Genomic DNA, 18,406 nt, shown 5'->3' on the forward strand with positions numbered 1-18,406 from the left:
TCCGAACTTAGGACCGGCCCCGGGCTGCCGATGGAGGAACATGGCGCGGTTGCTGGTGGTGGAGGACGAGCCCGATCTGCGTGACCTGCTGGTCCACCGGTTCGAGGCGGCCGGTCACTCGGTTGTGCCGGTGGCCACGGCCGGTGCGGCGCTGCGGACGCTCGACCGGGACGTGCCGCCGGACGCCGCCGTGCTCGACGTCGATCTGCCGGGTACGGACGGGGTGGAGCTGCTCGGGGAGCTGCGCCGGATGCATCCGGAGCTGCCCGCGCTGTTCGTCACCGTGCTCTCGTCCGGCGAGCTCATGACGCGGATGCAGGCGACCGGCTGTCCGTACCTGACCAAGCCGTTCGCGGCCAAGGACCTGCGCGACGCGGTCGACGAGCTGGTGCGCCCCAGACCCGTGCTGTGAGTCTTACCCTGCGGTCGAGAGTCGACCACGGGAGGGACAGCTGATGATCATCGTGGCCGGATGGCTCCGGGTGGACGCGAGCGACCGTGATCGGTACCTGGACGGGGTCGCGTCGGTGACCGCGCTGGCGCGCGACTTCGCCGGGTGCGCCGACTTCGTGCAGGCGCCGGATCCGCTCGACCCGGGGCGGATCGTGATCATGGAGCGATGGGAGTCGGACGAGGACCTGCTCCGGTTCCGGAACTCCGGCGGCCCGGAGCTCGACCTGCCGGAGGTACGCGACGCGTCCGTACAGAAGTACCGGATCTCCAGCGTAGAAGCGCCCTAGCCCCGGCGGCGGAGGGGTGCGGCTCGGGACGGGTCGCGACGACGACGGCGGCCAGCGCGATCACGACCCCGGCCGCCTGGGCCGGCGTCAGGGCCTGATCGGCGACGAGCCAGCCGGCCAGCACCGCGACGACCGGGCTGAGCAGGCCGAGGAACGACGTCGAGCCGGCGGGCAGCACGGCCAGTCCCCGGAACCAGAGCACGTAGGCCAGCCCGGTGCCGACGATCGACAGGTACGTGTACCCGCCGATCGCCGGGGCCGACAGGTGCGGTGGCGCGCCCTCGACCACGAACGCGAGCGGCGCCAGCACCAGCCCGCCGGCGATCAGCTGCCAGGCCGTCGTCGTGAGGGGTGAAGCGGGTGACGTCCACCGCTTGGCCAGCACGATCCCGGCCGCCATCGACGCCGCGCCGCCGAGCGCGGCGGCGAGCCCCAGAGCGTCCGGACGAGCCTGGGCGGTCAGCACGACGAGCGTGACGCCGGCGATGCCGGCCGCACCGGCGAGGACGGTCCGGAGGCGGAGCCGCTCGCCGAGCGCAACCGTCGCCAGACCGGCGACGAGCAGCGGCTGGAGCGCGCCGGCGATCGCCGCGACCCCACCGGGCAGCCGGTAGGCGGCGACGAACAGCAACGCGAAGAACGCGCCGATGTTGAGCGTGCCGAGGACCAGCGACCGCCACCACCAGTGGCCCTGGGGGAGCGTGCGGGTGAGCGCGAGCAGCAGCAGACCGGCCGGGAGCGCCCGGAGCACCCCGGCCAGCAGCGGACGGCCGGGCGGTAACAGCTCGGTCGTGACCAGGTACGTGGTTCCCCAGGTCGCCGGCGCGACCGCGGTGAGGAGAAGCGTCCGATTGCTAAGCACTTAGCGAATATAACTAAGCTCTTAGCAATTCGCTAGGGTTGCACGACATGAGCGACCACGTGGATCGGATCCTCGCCCAGTGGGCCGAGGAGCGCCCCGACCTGGATGTCTCGCCGATGGCGGTGATCGGGCGTCTTTCGCGGGTATCGGCCGTGGTCGACGCGAAGCTGGCCAAGAACTTCGCCGCCAACGGCCTCGACGGCGGATCGTTCGACGTGCTCGCGACGCTGCTCCGGAACGGTGCCCCGCACCGGCTGACCCCGGCGGCGCTGGCGGCCGACGCGATGATCACGTCCAGTGCGGTCGCTCAGCGCCTCAACCGGCTCGAAGCGCGCGGGCTGATCGAGCGGTCGCCGAACCCGGACGACGGCCGCGGCAGCCTGGTGACGCTGACTCCTGCCGGCCAGGCAGCGGTCGAGCGGACCCTACCCACCCATCTGGCGACCGAAGAGTCGATTCTGGCCGCGCTCACGAAGGACGAGCGGGCGGCGCTGGCCGGGTTGCTGGGGAAACTGCTCAGCGCTCGGGATAGCGGCTGACGCGGATCCAGTCGACGACGAGCGCGCCGCCGTTCGTCTCGAGTTCGAGGGCGTGCGGGCGGCGGAACGCGGTCCAGGCGGCGCCGGCCCTGGCCGCGGTCAGTTCCTGGGTTACGACGCCGTCGACCGACCACTTCAGGGAGCCGTCGGCACCCGACCGCCAGTCGAGCGCGTACACGTGCCAGTCGCCGCTCACCGGTGCGACGGCTCCGAAGTTCAGGTCCGGCGTCCCGCCGTGGGCGTACTGCCCGACGACGCCGGGCTGCCCGCCGTCGATCGAGGCGATGTCGATGCGGCCGGTGGCGGCCCGGCCGGTGGCGGCGGCGTCCGCGCCGATCGTGCGGAACCCGGCGCGGATCGCCTGCCCGCCCGAGGGCGCGGCCATCCGGATCTCGACGTGGCCGCCCTGCTGCGTCCAGGCCGCAGCGCCGTCGTTACCGGACGTGTCGAGCATCGAGAGCCGGTCGGCGCTCAGGACGAGATGCCCGAGCCCGTCGAGCCGGGCCCGGTCGGTGCCGAACCACATCGCGGTGGTCAGCCCGTAGTTCGGGCCGGCGTCGGCCGGTCCGCTGAAGTCCTGCCGGAACGTCACCGGATTCGCCCGCACGGTCAGGTAGCGGTACGGGGTGAGCCCGGTCCAGTGCCCGCCCGCCTTCACCGCGACCAGGATGCGGTAGTCGCCGGCCGGGAACGTCCGCGCGCCGGTCGTCAGCGTGAAGCCGGACGACGGGATCGTGGCCGCGGACGCGCCGGGGAAGTCGAAGTGCCGTCCGTTGGAGTCGCGGACCGCGACGGCGATCGCGTCGACCGGGACCGACTCGGCGGTGGCCCGCAGCCGCGCGGACGCGGAGACCTGCTGCCCGTCCTCGGCCGTGTCCGCCACCGTCAACGACTCGAGCACCACCCCCGGCGCGGCCGGAGCGGGCGCCGCGCCCGCCGCGGCCGGGGCCGCGGCGAGCATGGCCATCACGGCGATCAACATCCATCGGCTCATTAGCCGCCCCCTCCGTCGCGGAAGGGTTCATATCGCACTGAACCGTGCTAACTCGACCGCACACGCCGCTGCATGGCGGTCAGAACCACCACCGCGAGCACCGCCCCGCACGTGCCCAGCGTCATGTCGCCGAGCGTGTCCTCGTACGCGGTGTCGAGCTCGGTGCCGTGCCGGATGAACGCGTACCACTCGCCGAGTTCCCAGATCAGCGCCAGCAGCGCCCCACCGCCGATCACCAGCCCGAAACGCACCCAGGCGGGCCGGAGATCGGCCACCCGGAGCACCAGCGCCAGCCCCAGACACAGCAGGAACCAGTTCACGAAGTGGTTCGCGTCGTCCCACCAGGAGATCGAGTCGTACAGGTTCAGCGTGTTCCCGGTGACGTCGATCAGGAACGGCAGCATGATCAGCGTGAACCCGACCACCGGCGGAGGCCCCGACCCCCACAGCCGCCAGGCCACCGGCACGATCAGCATCATCACCGGGTAGAGCACCAGCCGGGCCGCGAACCCCTTGCCCGCGAACTGCGGCAGGTCGCTGAAACTGGCCACCACCAACTGCGCCACGGTAGCGATCAACACGGCGGCCGGAGCGATCCACTTGCGCACGGCGGCTAATTCTCCGCGAGGTCCCTCGACACCGCGCGGGCGGCCTCCCGTACCCGGCTCACCACCCCCGGCCGCGGCCGGCCCGACGGGTCACAGATCCGGTCGACCGCTCCCGACACCCCGATCGCCCCGACGACGAGCCCGCCCGGCCCGCGGATCGGCACCGCGACCCCGGCCTGGCCGACCGTCATCTCCTCGACCTCCGACGCCCAGCCGCGCTGGCGCACCTGACCCAGCGCGGCCCGGAGCCCGGCCACCGTCGTGATCGTCCGGTGGCTGTACGGCGGTAATCCTTTCGACACGAACACGGCGAGGTTCGGCGCGTACGCCAGCAGCGCCTTGCCGAGCGCGGTGGCGTGCGCGGGCAGCGACGATCCGACGTCGAGCTTCTGCTGGGTGTCGTCCGGACGGAACACGTGATGGACGATGACGACCGCGCCACTCTGTAACGCGCCGATGCGCACCGCCTCGCCGGTGCGGGCGGCCAGCGGGTCGGCCCAGTTGATCGCGTGGGACCGCAGCTCGTTGAGGTCGAGCGGGCCGCCGCCGAGGTCGAGCAGCGCGGCCCCGAGCCGGTACTTGCCGCCGGCGCCGTCCTGGGACACGAAACCCACCTGGCACAGCGTCCGTAACAGGCCGTGGGTCGTCGGCGTGGCCAGGCCGAGCGCCTCGGCGATCTCGCTGACCCGCATCGGGCCCGCCGCTTCGGCGAGCAACCGCAGGATCGCGGCGGCTCGCTCGATCGACTGCACCGAGCCCGGCACGCCTCCGACCATAAACCCGAATTCGACAATGTCGAACGAACCCCGTTGAGGCGGGCAAAAAGCGTTCCTAGCGTCTGACCCGTATCACGGCCGAGATCAGGCCAGTGGCGGCCCTCGGCCCCTGCCCCGGGAGGTCCAATGGCGGAACGGTTCAAGATTCCGAAGGTCCCAGGCACAGTCGGTGAGATGGCGGCGGAGTTCGCCGGGACGATGATCCTCATCCTGTTCGGATGCGGCGTCGTCGCCCAGGTGGTCGGCGGTGAGCTCGGCGACCACGACAGCATCGCCTGGGCGTGGGGCTTCGGCGTGACGCTCGGCGTGTTCGTCGCCGGCCGGATCAGCGGCGCGCACCTCAACCCGGCGGTCACGATCGCCCTCGCGGTGTTCAAAGGCTTTTCCTGGCGCAAGGTCCCGGCCTTCATCGTCGCCCAGACGGCCGGGGCGTTCGTCGCCGCGCTGCTCGTCCGCTGGAACTACAGCGAAGTGCTGGCCAAGGTCGACCCGGGCAACACGATCAAGACCCAGGGCGTCTTCTCGACGCTGCCCGGCAACGGCGGCCTACCGGTCTCGGAGTGGGGCGCCTTCCGCGACCAGGTCATCGGCACCGCGATCCTGCTGTTCGTCATCCTGGCGCTCACCGACCTGCGCAACAACCCGCCGCTGGCCAACCTCACGCCGCTGATCATCGGGTTCCTGGTGGTCGCGATCGGCATGGCCTGGGGCACGGACGCGGGCTACGCGATCAACCCGGCGCGTGACTTCGGGCCCCGCCTGGCCTCCTACCTGACCGGGTACGAAACGGCCTGGAGCGACCAGTACGGCAACTTGTATTTCTGGGTGCCGATCATCGCCCCGATCATCGGCGCTCTTGTCGGTGCCGGCCTCTACGGTCTGCTCATCGGCCGATTCCTGCCGTCCGACCAGCCGCAGGAGCCGGGCGACCTGCCGTCCGCCGATGCCCGGGACACCCGCACCACCGAGAAGATCGCTTAGGAGCTACAGACCATGCCTGATTTCGTCGGCGCAGTCGATCAGGGCACGACCAGCACCCGGTTCATGGTCTTCGACCACGGTGGCAACGAGGTCGGCCGTCACCAACTCGAGCACGAGCAGATCCTGCCGCAGGCCGGCTGGGTCGAGCACAACCCGGTGGAGATCTGGGAGCGCACCGCCTCGGTGATCCGTACCGCGATGAACAACCTGAACATCTCCGCGTCCGACCTCGCCGCGCTCGGCATCACCAACCAGCGCGAGACGACCGTGGTGTGGGACAAGCGCACCGGTCGCCCGTACTACAACGCGATCGTCTGGCAAGACACGCGCACCGACCGCATCGCGTCCGCGCTCGACCGCGACGAGCGCGGCCAGACCATCCGGCAGAAGGCCGGCCTGCCGCCGGCCACGTACTTCTCCGGCGGCAAGATCCAGTGGATCCTCGAGAACGTCGACGGGGTGCGCCAGGCCGCCGAGGAGGGCAACGCGATCTTCGGCAACACCGACTCCTGGCTGATCTGGAACCTGACCGGCGGCGCCCACGTCACCGACGTCACGAACGCCAGCCGCACGATGCTGATGAACCTCGAGACGCTCGACTGGGACGACGAGCTGCTCGGCTTCTTCAACATCCCGCGGTCGATGCTGCCCGAGATCCGTCCGTCGTCCGATCCCAACGGCTACGGCGAGCTGGACGCGAACGGGCCGCTGCGCGGCGCGGTGCCCCTCACCGGCGACCTCGGCGACCAGCAGGCCGCCACCGTCGGCCAGGTCTGCTTCTCGCCCGGCGAGGCCAAGAACACCTACGGCACCGGCAACTTCCTGCTGCTCAACACCGGCACCGAGCTGGTCCGCTCGGAGAACGGGCTGCTCACCACCGTCTGCTACCAGTTCGGCGACCAGCCGGCCACGTACGCGCTGGAGGGCTCGATCGCGGTCACCGGCTCGGCCGTGCAGTGGCTGCGCGACCAGCTCGGCATCATCAGCGGCGCGTCCCAGAGCGAGTCGCTGGCCCGCCAGGTCGACGACAACGGCGGCGTGTACTTCGTCCCGGCGTTCTCCGGCCTGTTCGCCCCGTACTGGCGGTCGGACGCCCGAGGCGCGATCGTCGGCCTGTCCCGGTACAACACGAACGCGCACCTGGCCCGGGCCACGCTGGAGTCGATCTGCTACCAGAGCCGGGACGTCGCCGAGGCCATGGAGCAGGACTCCGGCGTCACGCTCGACGTCCTCAAGGTCGACGGCGGGGTGACGGCCAACAGCCTGTGCATGCAGCTGCAGGCCGACATCCTCGGGGTGCCGGTCAGCCGGCCGGTGGTCGCGGAGACCACCGCGCTCGGCGCGGCCTACGCGGCCGGGCTCGCCACCGGGTTCTGGAAGAACACCGACGAGCTGCGCGAGAACTGGAACGAGTCGGAGCGTTGGCAGCCGAGTTGGGACGAAGACCGGCGCAGCGAGGGCTACGCGAAGTGGCGCAAGGCGGTCGAGCGCACGCTCGACTGGGTTGACGTCGACTGAGCTGGGCACGCACTGGTCCGCGGGGCGGCCCTCCGGCCGCCCCGCGCATCCCGAGGGGAGCATCGATGGACACCGGCAGGCTTTCGCCCGAGGCCCGGGAGACGGCGCTCGGCACGCTGGGCAACGGCGAGGAACTGGACGTCGTAGTGATCGGCGGAGGGGTGGTCGGCGCCGGCGCGGCGCTGGACGCGGTGACCCGCGGGCTGTCCGTGGCGCTGGTGGAGGCGCGCGACTTCGCCAGCGGCACGTCCAGCCGGTCGAGCAAGCTGATCCACGGTGGCCTGCGATATCTGGAGATGCTCGACTTCGGGCTGGTCCGGGAGGCGCTGCACGAGCGCGGGCTGCTCGTCCAGCGGCTGGCGCCGCACCTGGTGCGCCCGGTCCGCTTCCTCTATCCGCTCAAGCACCGCGGCTGGGAGCGGCTCTACGCCGGGTCCGGGGTCGCGCTCTACGACGTGCTCAGCGCGTCCAGCTCCGGCCGCGGCCTGCCGCACCACCGGCACCTGACCCGCCGCGGTGCGTTGCGGGCGTGTCCTTCCTTGCGGAAGGACGCCCTGGTGGGCGCCCTGCAGTACTACGACGCCCAGGTGGACGACGCCCGGCACACGATGTTCCTCGCGCGCACCGCCGCGGCCTACGGAGCGCACGTGCTGTCCCGGGCCCCGGTGATCGGGTTCCTGCGGGAGTCCGAGCGCGTCACCGGCGTCCGGGTCCGCGACCTGGAGCACGACCGGGTGCTGGAGATCCGGGCCAAGCAGGTCATCAACGCGACCGGGGTATGGACCGACGACACCCAGGCGATGGTGGGGGAGCGCGGGCAGTTCCACGTCCGGGCCTCGAAGGGCATCCACCTGCTGGTGCCCCGCGACCGGATCCAGTCCTCGACCGGGCTCATCCTGCGCACGGCGTCGTCGGTGCTGTTCGTGATTCCCTGGGGCCGGCACTGGATCGTCGGCACCACCGACACCGACTGGGCGCTCGACAAGGCCCACCCGGCCGCGTCCAGCCGGGACATCGAGTACCTGCTCACCGAGGTCAACAAGGTGCTGATCACGCCGCTGACCAAGGACGACGTCGTCGGCGTCTACGCCGGGCTGCGGCCGCTGCTGGCCGGGGAGTCCGAGTCGACGTCGCAGCTCTCCCGCGAGCACACGGTGGCGTCACCGCAGCCGGGGCTTGTCGTCGTGGCCGGCGGCAAGTACACGACGTACCGGGTGATGGCCCGGGACGCCGTCGACGCGGCCGTCCACGCGCTCGACCGCGGGGCGCCGAAGTCGTGCACCGACACGGTGCCGCTGCTCGGGGCCGAGGGCTTCCGGGCCCTGCGCAACCAGCGTCACGCGATCGCGGCGCGGTCGGGCCTGCACGTCGCCCGGGTCGAGCACCTGCTCGGACGGTACGGGTCGCTGGTGGACGAACTGCTGGCTCTGGTGGCGTCGGACTCGTCGTTGGGCGCGGCGCTCGACGGCGCCGAGGATTACCTGCGGGTCGAGATCGTCTACGCGGCCTCGCACGAGGGCGCCCGGCACCTGGAAGACGTCCTGACCCGCCGGACCCGGATCTCGATCGAGGTCGCCGACCGCGGGGTGGCCGCTGCGCGGCCGGCCGCGGAGCTGATGGCCGGGGTCCTCGGCTGGAGTGACGAGCAGGTGGAACGCGAGGTCGAGAACTACCTGCGTCGCGTCGAGGCCGAGCGCGCCTCCCAGAATCAGCCCGACGACGAGACCGCGGACGCGACGCGGCTGGGCGCCGCCGATGTGGTCCCGTTGGCGCGATGAGTATCTAGGATCTGACTATCGGCGACCGGGAGGAGGGCCGAGCATGGTTTCGCGGTACGTCATCGCGATCGACCAGGGGACGACCTCCACCCGCTGCATCGTGTTCGACCAGCTCGGCCGGTTGGTGTCGGTGGCGCAGCGCGAGCACCGTCAGCTCTATCCCCGGCCGGGCTGGGTCGAGCACGACGCGGCCGAGATCTGGCGGAACGTCCGGCGCATCGTCCCGCGCGCGGTGGCCGAGGCGGGCATCGACGGCAGCCAGGTCGTCGGCATCGGCATCGCGAACCAGCGCGAGACCTGCGTGCTGTGGGACAGGCACACCGGGGAGCCGGTCGGGCAGGCGCTGGTCTGGCAGGACATGCGGGCCGACGCGCTGGTCGAAGAGCTGGCCGCGCTGCCCGGCGCGGCCGCCGCCGAGGCTCGCTGCGGGTTACCGCTGGCCACGTACTTCTCGGCGCCGAAGCTGCGCTGGCAGCTCGACCACGTGCCGGGGCTGCGTGAGCGGGCCGAGCGGGGCGAGATCCTGTTCGGGACGATGGAGACCTGGCTGATCTGGAACCTCACCGGCGGTGCGCACGTCACCGACGTCACCAACGCGTCGCGGACGATGCTGATGGACCTGCGGACGCTCCAGTGGAGCCCGGCGCAGTTGGAATTCTTCGGCATCCCCGCCGCGATCCTGCCGGAGATCCGGTCCTCGGCCGAGGTGTACGGGGTGTGTACCTCGGTGCTGCCGGGAGTGTCGATCACGGCGGCGTTGGGAGACCAGCAGGCGGCGCTGTTCGGCCAGGTGTGCTTCTCCCCGGGCGACGCGAAGTGCACGTACGGCACCGGCTCGTTCCTGCTGCTGAACACCGGGGCGGAGGTCGTGCGGTCGACGCACGGGCTGTTGTCCACGGTGGGGTACCAGATCGGCGGTTCGCCGGCGACGTACGCGCTGGAAGGCTCGATCGCGATCACCGGCTCGCTGGTGCAGTGGTTCCGCGACTCGCTCGGGCTGATCTCGACCGCGCCGGAGATCGAGACGCTGGCCCGCTCGGTCGACGACAACGGCGGCTGCTACATCGTCCCGGCGTTCTCGGGCTTGTTCGCGCCGTACTGGCGGAGCGAGGCCCGGGGCGTGATCGTCGGGCTCACGTCGTACATCACCAAGGGCCACCTGGCCCGGGCGGTGCTGGAGGCCACCGGCTGGCAGACCCGCGAGGTCGTCGACGCGATGAACGCCGACTCCGGCCTGGAGTTGCGCACGCTCCGGGTCGACGGCGGGATGACGTCGGACAACCTGCTGATGCAGTTCGTGGCTGATGTCTTGGACGTGCCGGTGGTGCGGCCGATGGTCGCGGAGACGGTGTCGCTGGGGGCCGCGTACGCGGCCGGGCTCGCGGTGGGGTACTGGGCCGATCTGGCCGCGCTGCGGCAGAACTGGCACCGAGCGGCGCAATGGAGCCCGGCGATGGCGGCGGACCGGCGGGCCGAGGAGTACGACAATTGGCAGCGGGCGGTGGAGCGGACGTTCGGCTGGATTCGGCCTCACGCGAGCTGATGCTTGGGCCGCGGCGGCCCGTCGGGGCAGTCCGCGTCCGCGGCGGCTGTGGCGGGTCCGCTGGGGCCGTTGTGTAGGCGGTTGCGGGCGCGGAGTGCGCCCGGCGCGGATCAGCGCAGGAAGGTGGGGGCGCCGCGAACCTCCCGGCGGCGTCGGTGCAGCCAACGGACCGTGGCGACGGCGGCGACGCCCGCGAGCAGACCCCAGCCGAATCCTCCGGGCGCACCCGACCGCACCGCGTAGACGCCGTAAACCCCGGTCAGGATGCTGCTGAGCGTCAGGACGTAGCGCGGTGGGGTCCAGATCGTCGCCCGATCGAACAGCAGCGCGATCGCCGAGATGCCGTAGATCATCAGAGGCAGCAGCAGGAGCGTCAAGGCCAGGGCCACGCCGATCCCGGCACCGAATCCTGCGATCACGGATTCGAACTCTAGCGACAAATCGCACTAAACCTGTCGTGCGGACAGGGTGTTGCAGATGTCGTGCCGTCACCGAGTTCGGGTGCAGCAGCCCGAGGCAGGAGCAGGACGGAGCCGTCGTGATGTCAGGACGAGCGGCGAATCGTCATCGAGGCGGCCGAGGCCGAGCCGCAGCTGATCAACGAGGCCGGCTCCGATCAGCGTGCCGAGCGGGCAGCGCTCATCCATCAGCCCGCCCCGCACAGCCACCCCCTTGGCCGACGGCCGCCTCACGAAACGGAGTCTCCCAAATCCTCCAAGCCCGGCTCACTGAGATGGAGCACCTCATAGCTGCCAGGCGGGGCGTCCCGTCGCAACGTGAAGTGCGTCAGCGTCCACGTGAAGGGATCGACGACGAGCGCGGTCGAGTGGACGTCCGGATTCTTGGCTCGCATCGCGAGCCCGTGGAGGGCCGGATCGACGAAGTCGGACGGGTCGTCGATCGGGGCATCGACCCGGGTCGCCGCCGTCGGAGCCTCGCCGAACGCGGGGCCGCGCCGGAACGCGAGGCCGATCCAGTGCCGCACCGGCGGCCGCCAGAAGTCCCGCACGATGTTCTCGAACCCGCCCCCGCCCCACAGGAACCGGTTCATGCCGGCCGCGTCGTTCCACAGGTAGAACGGCGCGTACACGGTCCCGCGGATCAGGTAGGCCTTGATCCCGAGGCCGGGGAAGTCGTCGGTCGACGCGCCGCGGGTCGCGACGCGGCGCCGGATGATGTCCATGTCGTAGTCGGCGGGAAGCGGTATCTCGTACTGCATCGCGTGCACGGGGACTCCTATCTCAGCAGCGCGAGCGCGCCGTCGACGGCCTGGGTGAACAGCGCGGGGGAGTCGGCCGACCGGGCCAGCACATAGCCGCCCTGCACCACGGCGACCAGCGTCGCCGCAGTGGCCTCCGGGTCGAGGGAAGCGCGGAACTCGCCCGCCGCCACGCCCTCGGCGATCAGGGCCGCGAGCCGGGACCGCAGCCAGGACAGCGTGGCCTCCAGTGGCTCGCGGAGCGCGGGGCTGGCGATCACGTCGGGATCCTGGGTCAGGCGCCCGACCCGGCAGCCACGGAGCACGTCCCGGTCGCGCCGCAGGTAGGCGGCGATGCGGTCGTAGGCCGAGCCGGGGGCGTCGAACTGCTGCGCGGCCAGGTCGCGCAGTTCGGCGGCGCTGCGGGTGATCGCGGCCCGCGCGAGGTCGGGCTTGCCGGTGAAGTGGTGGTACATGCTGCCCTGTCCGGCGTCGGCCCGCTGCTGGATCGCCTTCGGGCTGGTGCCGACGTATCCGCGCTCCCACAGCAGGTCCTGCGTGCTGGTGATCAACCGCTCGGCCGCATCCACTCCGTACACACTAGTAGGTACAGAGCGCGTCAGGAACAATAGGAGCGTGACGATTCCTACCGACCGGCTGTTCGACGGGCTCTGCCCGGACGATCAGCACGATCTGCTCGAGCCGTCGATCAACCCGATCAGCGAGCGGGACGCCGGCTGGTGCGAGCAGTGTCAGGCCTGGTGGGCGCCGGATCCGTCGTGGCGGGTGGGCATCGAGTCGGTCGATCTGACGGTGCCCGGCAAGCCCGGGGAGTTCACGCTCTGGCGGGTGGATGCGACCGAACTGAACGCCGCCCGGGGTGGGGTGCCGGCCATCCTCGCCCACTACCGCGCCCAGACCCTCCACGGCTGGGGCAAGCCCGACTGATCCCGTCACTGTGGACCGATGGACAACGACGCGCTCGTCCGCCGGCTCTCCGACCTGGTCGAGGCCCACTACGTCTCTCCGCCCGCCGGAGCCGAGATCGCACAGGTCCTGCGCACCGGCTCCTACGCCGGCCTCCCGGAGGTGGCCCGTGGCTTCCTCGCGGGCGGTATACAGACGTCATGAGCCCCGACGAGTACTTCGCCGAGATCGTCGACGACCTGGCCCCGGAAGGCGTGCGGCCCGGCAAGATGTTCGGGCGCCAGGCCCTGAAGTTCGAAGACAAGGTCCTGGCGGTCTACCACCGCGACGACATGGTCTTCAAACTCGGCGCGGGCACCCCGCCGCACAGCGAGGCCCTCGCCCTGGCCGGCGCCGAACTCTTCGACCCCTCCGGCAAGGGGCGTCCGTTCAAGGACTGGGTGCTGGTCCCGGTCGACCACGCCGAGCGCTGGGCGTCCTACGCCGGCGCCTCGCTGAGCCACCTGCGGGGCTGACGACGGCGACGCGTGGCCGAGCGGTTCACCGCGCGCTGAGGGAACAATGGACCCGTGGTGATCGACGAGATGCTGCACGCGCGCCCGGCGCCGGCGCTGCGGCCGTTCGTCGCCTGGTACTCCGGCTACCGCCAGGCCGGGATCGCGCCCGCCGTGCACCGCGGCCTGCCCTCGCCGTACCTCACGCTGATCGTCACGCTCGACGATCCGCTCGTCGTCGACTCCCACCCCGATCCGGCTCAGCCCGGCGGTGAGTACACGACGCTGGTCGGCGGGCTGCACACGGTCCCGGCGTTGATCACCCACGACGGACGGCAGTCCGGCGTCCAGCTCGCGCTGCACCCGCTCGGCGCGCGCCGGCTGCTCGGCCTGCCGGCCGGAGAACTCGGCCACCTCGACGTCCACGCCGAGGACGTGCTCGGCCCGGTCGCCGTCGAGCTGCACGAACGGTTGCGGTCCGCGTCCGGCTGGCCCGCCCGCTTCGCGGTGATGGACGCGATGCTCGCGCGCCTCCTACGGTCCGACGGAGGGCCAGAAGCGGAGATCGCCGAGGCCTGGCGGCTGCTCGTCGGCGGGACGGCCGGCGTGGCCCAGGCGGCAGAAGCGGTGGGCTGGAGCGTCCGGCGGCTCTCCGGCCGGTTCGGCGCCGAGCTCGGCGTCTCGCCGAAGACCGCGGCCAAGATCGCCCGCTTCGACCGCGCCCGGCGACGGCTGATGTCCGGCCCGCCGCTGTCCGGCTCCGGCTTCGGGCTGGCCGACCTCGCGGTCGCCTGCGGCTACTACGACCAGGCCCACCTGGCCCGCGACTTCCGCGAGCTCGCCGGCTCGTCGCCGAGCGGCTGGCTCGCCGAGGAGCGCCGATTCGTCCAAGCCCATGGGGACGTCCCGGGGAAAGCTGGTTCCCATGACTGAGACCGCAGCAAGTCCCGCGCAGACGACCCCGACCCCGCAGGTCTGGCCGACGCTCAGAGCCCGCGACGCCCGGGCCCTGATCGACTTCCTGGTCGCCGCGTTCGGCTTCGAGGAGGTCGTCGCCTACGAGGACGGGGGCGTCATCCACCACGCCGAGCTGTCCTGGCCGGAGGGCGGCGGCATCATGATGGGCCAGGCCCGGGAGGAGGCCGGCAACCCCTGGACGCTGACCCCGGGCACGTTCGGCGGGTACGTCGTCACGAGCGACCCGGACGCGGTGCACGACCGGGCCGTCGCCGCCGGAGCCGAGATCCTTCAGGGTCTGCACGAGACCGACTACGGGTCGCGGGATTTCGCCGCCCGCGACCCGGAGGGCAACCTCTGGTCGTTCGGCACCTACCCGGGCCACGCGCGCTAAAGGCCGAGGATCTCCGCGCCGACCTGGCCCGAGAGGACCTCGGTGGAGTAGGCCATCAACTGACCGGCCTCGGCGTCGCGCAGGTGGCGCTGGATCGGCGACGTCCGCAGGTACCCCGAGGCGCCGCCGATCCGGACGCCGAGCCGAGCGACGTCGACCGCGACCCGGTTGGCCAGGAGCTTGGCCCGGGACAGCGAGCCGATCGTCCGGGGGAGCCCCGAGTCGGCGTGGAACAGCGCCAGCCGGAAGTACGCCTTGGCCGCCTCCAGTCGGCTCTCGACGTCCGCGACCTCGTACTGCACCCACTGTTGGTGCGTCAGGGGCTGGCCCTGAATGACGCGGCCGCGAGCGTGCGCGACCAACGCCGCCAGGGCGGCGTCGGCAATACCGAGCGAGACGGCCGGGAGGCCGGCCGGGATCGCGGCGAAGTCGGTCGGGAGCAGGCCGCGGCCGCGGTGATCGCTGCGCAGCAGCGTGGAGTGGAACGCGAGGAGTTGGCTGCGCGTCGCGCGCAACCCGAGCGTGTCCCAGATCGGGATCGTCTCGACGGTCTCGTCCGGCTCCAGCCCGAAGAACGCCGGGACGCCGTCGACCAGGGCGTTGACCAGCAGGTGCTCGGCGATCTCGCTGCCCGAGACGAAGCGCTTGGCGCCGTCGAGCGTGAACCCGCCGTCGGCCGGGATCGCGGGCTGTTGAGGTTGCAGGAAGGTGTTGCCGCTGGCCGGTTCGGAGAGCGCGTTGGCGAAGCGGGCGCCGCGGCGGAACTCGTCGGCGTAGTAGGAGCCCAGCGTGGGGGCGGTGAGCTGGGCCAGCGCGATGCCCGCGCCCGCGTGCATCAGGAAGATCGTCGCGACCGAGGCGTCGGCCTGGGCCAGGATGCGGATGAGCTCGCCGAAGGCCTGGTAGCTGACGCCGTTGCCACCGACGTCGGCCGGGAGGATGGCCTGCTCGACGCCGGCGGCGGTGAGCGCTTCGAGGTGGTCGAGGGGGAGCTCGGCGCGGTCGTCGTAGGCGGCGGCGGTGGCAGCGAAACCTTCGGCGAGGTCTGTGACCGTGGACAGGAGTGTCTGTTCGGCACTGGTGAGGTCATAGGGGGAGGTCATGGTGATCACTATGGACGGTCGCGCCCGGTTATACGCCGGTGATTTACGGATGTATTGACTTGTCGTGATTGGGCGGTCTTACTCGCTGCCAGGGGATCTGTAGGTCACGGTCCGTTGGGGGACGGCGTGAGACTGTTCGTGGCGATCATCGTGCTGGCGGTGGGGCTGGGCGCGGCGGCGTGGGTGCTGTCGGCGACGGCGATCAATCCGGTGGTGTATGCGGTGCTGCTGGCCGGGGTGACGGCGGCGGCGCCGCTCGGGGTGCCGAGCTGGGTGCGGCGGCATCCGGATCGGTGCGTGCATTGCCGGGGGAGGGGGTCGAACACGTTCATCGCGGCTCGCCGGTTACGCACCCGCCACTGCTTCTTCTGCCACGGCACCGGCCGCCTGGACGCCTGACCCGTGCACCCGCCGCGGACCCGCGGGCCGCGCGCTGCGCGCGGGTGCGGGTTACGCGGCGCGTAGGGGTGCGGGCCGTGCGGCGCGTCGGGGTGCTGGCCGCGCGCTGCGCGGCGGCGGTGCGGGCCGTGCGGCGCGTGGGGGTGCGGTCCGCGCGCTGCGCGGCGGCGCGGGGCGCGGTCAGCGTTGGGGCGCTTCGGTGGCCGAGGCGGGGGTGGCCCGTTGGGCCGGGACCGACGGCGGTCGCGTGGCCCGTGGGTGCGTGGCCGGGGCGGGGTGGGGGGCGACCGCCTCGGCGGCATCGGCGCCATCCGGCGCGCCGACGGCCGGGCCCGCGGCGTCCGGCTCCGCGCACGCCGGCTCCACCGTCCCCGGTGCCGGGCCCACCCGGCCCTCGCCCCGGACGCCGGGCGCGGACGGGACCGCCCGGACGTCCTTGGCCCGTCCGGCCAGACGATGGCCGACGCGGATCATCGGACGCTCGATCGTCCGGTAGAGCACCTCCGCGAACCCCAAAGACCCGGCGACCATCAACCCCAGCCGCACCACCGCGACCCCGCCCCCCGGCCGCCCGTCCGACGGCACCACCAGATCGACCGCCGACATCACCAGCGGATGAATCAGATACACGGCATACGACCGGGCCCCGATCCACCGCATCGGCGCCACCGTGAGCCACCCCCACGCGAACCGCCGCCCCACCAGCACACTCGGCAGCAACCCGGCCACCGCCACCGCGAACCACGGATGCACCGGCCCCGGATTCGTGTCCACCACCAGCGCGAACACGGCCACCATCGCGATCGCCACCGAACCGACCGGCCGCGCCAGCCACGACACCACCGCGAAGCCGCGCCGCGAATCCATCGCGATCGCCAGCACGCACCCGAGCAGGATCGGCCCGTACAACGCCAGATACGTGTCCCGATCGACCACCCCGAGCACGCTCGTCACCAGCGCGAGCCCCACCCCGACCAGCGCCCGCCGCCGCGCCAGCGTCGGTACGACGAACACCAGCAACGGCCAGACCAGATAGAACTTCTCCTCGACGCCGAGCGACCAGCTGTGCCCGAACGTGCCGGCCCCGGAGAACTCGTTCAGGTACGTCAGGAACAGCACGAACCGGTGGGCGTAGTCGCCGGTGTAGTCGGCCAGCCCCAGCACGCTGAACAACGCCAGCGACACGTAGTACAGCGGCAGGATCCGGAACGCCCGGCGCAGGTAGAAGCCGCCCAGCGAGATCCGCCCGTCCCGCGCGGCCTCGCGCAGCAGCAACGTCGTGATCAGATACCCGCTGATCACGAAGAACACGGTGACGCCCAGGTGCCCGTGCGCCGGCGCCCAGAACAGATCCTGGGTGTGGAACGTGAGCGCTGCCAGGCGCGGACAAGGCGTGGGGGAGTTTTTGTTGTCCCCCGCACATTTACTCGCTGTTTGTCCGCTCATACTCTGGCGCCCGGTCGAGCCGATGGGAGCACCATGACGTCCACCATGCTTTCGCCCGTGACCGGACCGTCCGCCTGGCGCGGTGACGAGTTGGCCACCAACCGGACCTGGATCTACCACCTGAGCGACGCGGAAATCGCGGAGCTGGAGGCCGTAGGCCGGAAGTTCGTGAGCGACGACCCGGACCTGCGCACGGTCACCGCCGAGGATTACCCGCTCCCGGTGTGCGCGCAGGCGATCGAGCAGTGGGCCTACGACATGTCCCGCGGCCGCGGGTTCGTGCTCATCCGGGGCCTGCACACCGAGATGTACTCGGACGCGCTGTCCGGGGCCATTTTCTACCTCACCGGTCTGCACCTCGGCGCCCCGATGTACCAGGGCTCGATGTCCGACCTGATCGACCACGTCGTGGCCACGTCGGACAAGTCGATCGACGACCCGACCGCGAAGTCGGCGCGGATCCGCGACAAGCTGGTCTTCCACTCCGACAGCTCGGACGCGGTGGCGCTGTTCTGCCTGCGCCCGGCCAAGGAGGGTGGCGCGTCCAGCCTGGTCTCGGGTGCGCAGATCTTCAACGAGATCCTGGCCCGCCGTCCCGACCTGGCTCCGCTGCTGCTCGAGCCGGTCCACTACGACTGGAAGCGCCAGGACGACGGCGCCCCGGCCAACACCTACGCGACGCCGATCGTCAGCATCGTCGACGGGGTCTGCAGCATCTACGCGGGCTCGACGTACATCTTCACCGGCCAGAACTACCCCGAGGTGCCGCGTCTGACCGACGCGCAGGTCGAGGTGATCAAGCTGTTCGACGAGATCACGTACGAGCCCGGGATGGCGCTGGACATGGACTTCCAGCCCGGTGACATCCAGTGGGTCTCGAACTATGCCGCGCTGCATTCGCGGACCGAGTTCACCGACTACCCGGAGTGGCAGCGCCGCCGGCACCTGCTGCGGCTCTGGCTCAAGCGGGACACCGACCGTCCGCTGGTGCCGAACTTCGGCAAGCCGGTGCTGGCGCGGGGCGAACTCCGCGACGCCGGCCGCGAGGTCCCCGACCTGGGCCAGTTCTCGGTGAAGACCGCGGTGATTCCCCGCCTGATCTGACGCTCTCCGACCCGGCCGGCCGGGGTCCGCCGGCCGGGCCGTAGC

General features: G+C 71.5%; 22 protein-coding genes and 1 pseudogene. 14 read left to right on the forward strand and 9 right to left on the reverse strand.

Going from position 1 to position 18,406, the window contains the following annotated elements; genetic code table 11:
- The first annotated feature begins 40 nt into the window (after nt 1-40).
- Both FL583_RS04755 and FL583_RS42790 read left to right on the forward strand, forming a co-directional pair.
- The gene (locus FL583_RS04755; protein WP_170323482.1) at nt 41-412 is read left to right on the forward strand and encodes a response regulator; all 372 of its coding nucleotides are present in this window, start codon (nt 41-43) and stop codon (nt 410-412) included.
- Between the two features lie 43 nt (nt 413-455).
- Nucleotides 456-599: pseudogene (locus FL583_RS42790) on the forward strand (antibiotic biosynthesis monooxygenase); the annotation flags it as partial.
- Between the two features lie 10 nt (nt 600-609).
- Here FL583_RS42790 and FL583_RS04765 read toward each other — a convergent pair.
- Nucleotides 610-1,602, reverse strand: coding sequence for an EamA family transporter (locus FL583_RS04765; protein ID WP_142703243.1), 993 nt, complete (start codon nt 1,600-1,602; stop codon nt 610-612).
- Between the two features lie 47 nt (nt 1,603-1,649).
- Here FL583_RS04765 and FL583_RS04770 point away from each other — a divergent pair, with 47 nt between their 5' ends.
- Entirely contained in the window at nt 1,650-2,141 is a 492-nt protein-coding gene (locus tag FL583_RS04770; RefSeq protein ID WP_142703244.1) for a MarR family winged helix-turn-helix transcriptional regulator, read from the forward strand.
- Here the strand turns inward: FL583_RS04770 and FL583_RS04775 are convergent.
- The 3 genes from FL583_RS04775 to FL583_RS04785 are packed head-to-tail and all read right to left on the reverse strand — an operon-like array spanning nt 2,119 to nt 4,507.
- Nucleotides 2,119-3,123, reverse strand: a complete 1,005-nt coding sequence (locus FL583_RS04775) for a LamG domain-containing protein (RefSeq protein WP_170323483.1) — start codon at nt 3,121-3,123, stop codon at nt 2,119-2,121. The two genes, FL583_RS04770 and FL583_RS04775, sit on opposite strands and share 23 nt — an antisense overlap.
- A gap of 59 nt (nt 3,124-3,182) precedes the next feature.
- The gene (locus FL583_RS04780; protein WP_142703246.1) at nt 3,183-3,743 is read right to left on the reverse strand and encodes a DUF2238 domain-containing protein; all 561 of its coding nucleotides are present in this window, start codon (nt 3,741-3,743) and stop codon (nt 3,183-3,185) included.
- Between the two features lie 5 nt (nt 3,744-3,748).
- Entirely contained in the window at nt 3,749-4,507 is a 759-nt protein-coding gene (locus FL583_RS04785) for an IclR family transcriptional regulator (protein ID WP_142703247.1), read from the reverse strand.
- A 138-nt stretch (nt 4,508-4,645) separates the two neighbouring features.
- On the opposite strand from FL583_RS04785, the gene FL583_RS04790 reads away from it, so the two are divergent.
- The 4 genes from FL583_RS04790 (at nt 4,646) to glpK (FL583_RS04805) (ending at nt 10,339) form a co-directional block, all read left to right on the forward strand.
- The gene (locus tag FL583_RS04790; RefSeq protein WP_142703248.1) at nt 4,646-5,500 is read left to right on the forward strand and encodes an MIP/aquaporin family protein; all 855 of its coding nucleotides are present in this window, start codon (nt 4,646-4,648) and stop codon (nt 5,498-5,500) included.
- Nucleotides 5,501-5,512: 12 nt separating this feature from the next.
- On the forward strand, nt 5,513-7,018 hold the full coding sequence (gene glpK / locus FL583_RS04795; protein ID WP_142703249.1) for a glycerol kinase GlpK: 1,506 nt from the start codon (nt 5,513-5,515) through the stop codon (nt 7,016-7,018).
- 65 nt (nt 7,019-7,083) lie between these two features.
- Nucleotides 7,084-8,796, forward strand: a complete 1,713-nt coding sequence (locus tag FL583_RS04800) for a glycerol-3-phosphate dehydrogenase/oxidase (protein WP_142703250.1) — start codon at nt 7,084-7,086, stop codon at nt 8,794-8,796.
- Nucleotides 8,797-8,839: 43 nt separating this feature from the next.
- A complete protein-coding gene (gene glpK, locus FL583_RS04805) occupies nt 8,840-10,339 on the forward strand; it encodes a glycerol kinase GlpK (protein ID WP_142703251.1) in 1,500 nt (499 codons plus the stop codon).
- Between the two features lie 110 nt (nt 10,340-10,449).
- Here the strand turns inward: glpK (FL583_RS04805) and FL583_RS04810 are convergent, their stop codons facing one another.
- From FL583_RS04810 to FL583_RS04820, 3 genes are all read right to left on the reverse strand, one after another.
- Complete coding sequence (locus tag FL583_RS04810; protein WP_142703252.1) at nt 10,450-10,758, reverse strand: hypothetical protein; 309 nt, start codon at nt 10,756-10,758, stop codon at nt 10,450-10,452.
- Between the two features lie 269 nt (nt 10,759-11,027).
- Nucleotides 11,028-11,567, reverse strand: a complete 540-nt coding sequence (locus FL583_RS04815; protein ID WP_142703253.1) for a DUF4865 family protein — start codon at nt 11,565-11,567, stop codon at nt 11,028-11,030.
- 8 nt (nt 11,568-11,575) lie between these two features.
- Nucleotides 11,576-12,127 (reverse strand): TetR/AcrR family transcriptional regulator, encoded by a 552-nt coding sequence (locus FL583_RS04820; protein WP_142703254.1) that lies wholly within the window; start codon nt 12,125-12,127, stop codon nt 11,576-11,578.
- Between the two features lie 46 nt (nt 12,128-12,173).
- Here FL583_RS04820 and FL583_RS04825 point away from each other — a divergent pair, with 46 nt between their 5' ends.
- Genes FL583_RS04825 through FL583_RS04840 form a run of 5 tightly spaced genes read left to right on the forward strand, consistent with a single transcriptional unit; the run spans nt 12,174 to nt 14,309 of the window.
- On the forward strand, nt 12,174-12,485 hold the full coding sequence (locus FL583_RS04825) for a hypothetical protein (RefSeq protein WP_142703255.1): 312 nt from the start codon (nt 12,174-12,176) through the stop codon (nt 12,483-12,485).
- An 18-nt stretch (nt 12,486-12,503) separates the two neighbouring features.
- Nucleotides 12,504-12,668, forward strand: a complete 165-nt coding sequence (locus tag FL583_RS39930; RefSeq protein ID WP_170323484.1) for a hypothetical protein — start codon at nt 12,504-12,506, stop codon at nt 12,666-12,668.
- A complete protein-coding gene (locus FL583_RS04830) occupies nt 12,665-12,979 on the forward strand; it encodes a TfoX/Sxy family protein (RefSeq protein WP_142703256.1) in 315 nt (104 codons plus the stop codon). Before FL583_RS39930 ends, FL583_RS04830 begins: the two co-directional genes overlap by 4 nt.
- Before the next feature lie 54 nt (nt 12,980-13,033).
- On the forward strand, nt 13,034-13,891 hold the full coding sequence (locus FL583_RS04835; RefSeq protein WP_205751852.1) for a helix-turn-helix domain-containing protein: 858 nt from the start codon (nt 13,034-13,036) through the stop codon (nt 13,889-13,891).
- On the forward strand, nt 13,884-14,309 hold the full coding sequence (locus FL583_RS04840) for a VOC family protein (protein ID WP_142703257.1): 426 nt from the start codon (nt 13,884-13,886) through the stop codon (nt 14,307-14,309). Before FL583_RS04835 ends, FL583_RS04840 begins: the two co-directional genes overlap by 8 nt.
- Here the strand turns inward: FL583_RS04840 and FL583_RS04845 are convergent.
- Entirely contained in the window at nt 14,306-15,412 is a 1,107-nt protein-coding gene (locus FL583_RS04845) for an acyl-CoA dehydrogenase family protein (protein WP_142703258.1), read from the reverse strand. The two genes, FL583_RS04840 and FL583_RS04845, sit on opposite strands and share 4 nt — an antisense overlap.
- 126 nt (nt 15,413-15,538) lie before the next feature.
- Here FL583_RS04845 and FL583_RS04850 point away from each other — a divergent pair, with 126 nt between their 5' ends.
- A complete protein-coding gene (locus FL583_RS04850) occupies nt 15,539-15,811 on the forward strand; it encodes a hypothetical protein (protein WP_142703259.1) in 273 nt (90 codons plus the stop codon).
- 180 nt (nt 15,812-15,991) lie between these two features.
- Here the strand turns inward: FL583_RS04850 and FL583_RS04860 are convergent, their stop codons facing one another.
- Nucleotides 15,992-17,257: an acyltransferase family protein gene (locus FL583_RS04860; protein WP_142703260.1), complete on the reverse strand. Its 1,266-nt coding sequence runs from the start codon at nt 17,255-17,257 to the stop codon at nt 15,992-15,994.
- Nucleotides 17,258-17,290: 33 nt separating this feature from the next.
- On the opposite strand from FL583_RS04860, the gene FL583_RS04865 reads away from it, so the two are divergent.
- Complete coding sequence (locus FL583_RS04865) at nt 17,291-18,361, forward strand: TauD/TfdA family dioxygenase (RefSeq protein ID WP_142703261.1); 1,071 nt, start codon at nt 17,291-17,293, stop codon at nt 18,359-18,361.
- Nucleotides 18,362-18,406: the final 45 nt, after the last annotated feature.

Origin of the sequence: Cryptosporangium phraense, assembly GCF_006912135.1 — a bacterium.
Taxonomy (GTDB): domain Bacteria; phylum Actinomycetota; class Actinomycetes; order Mycobacteriales; family Cryptosporangiaceae; genus Cryptosporangium; species Cryptosporangium phraense.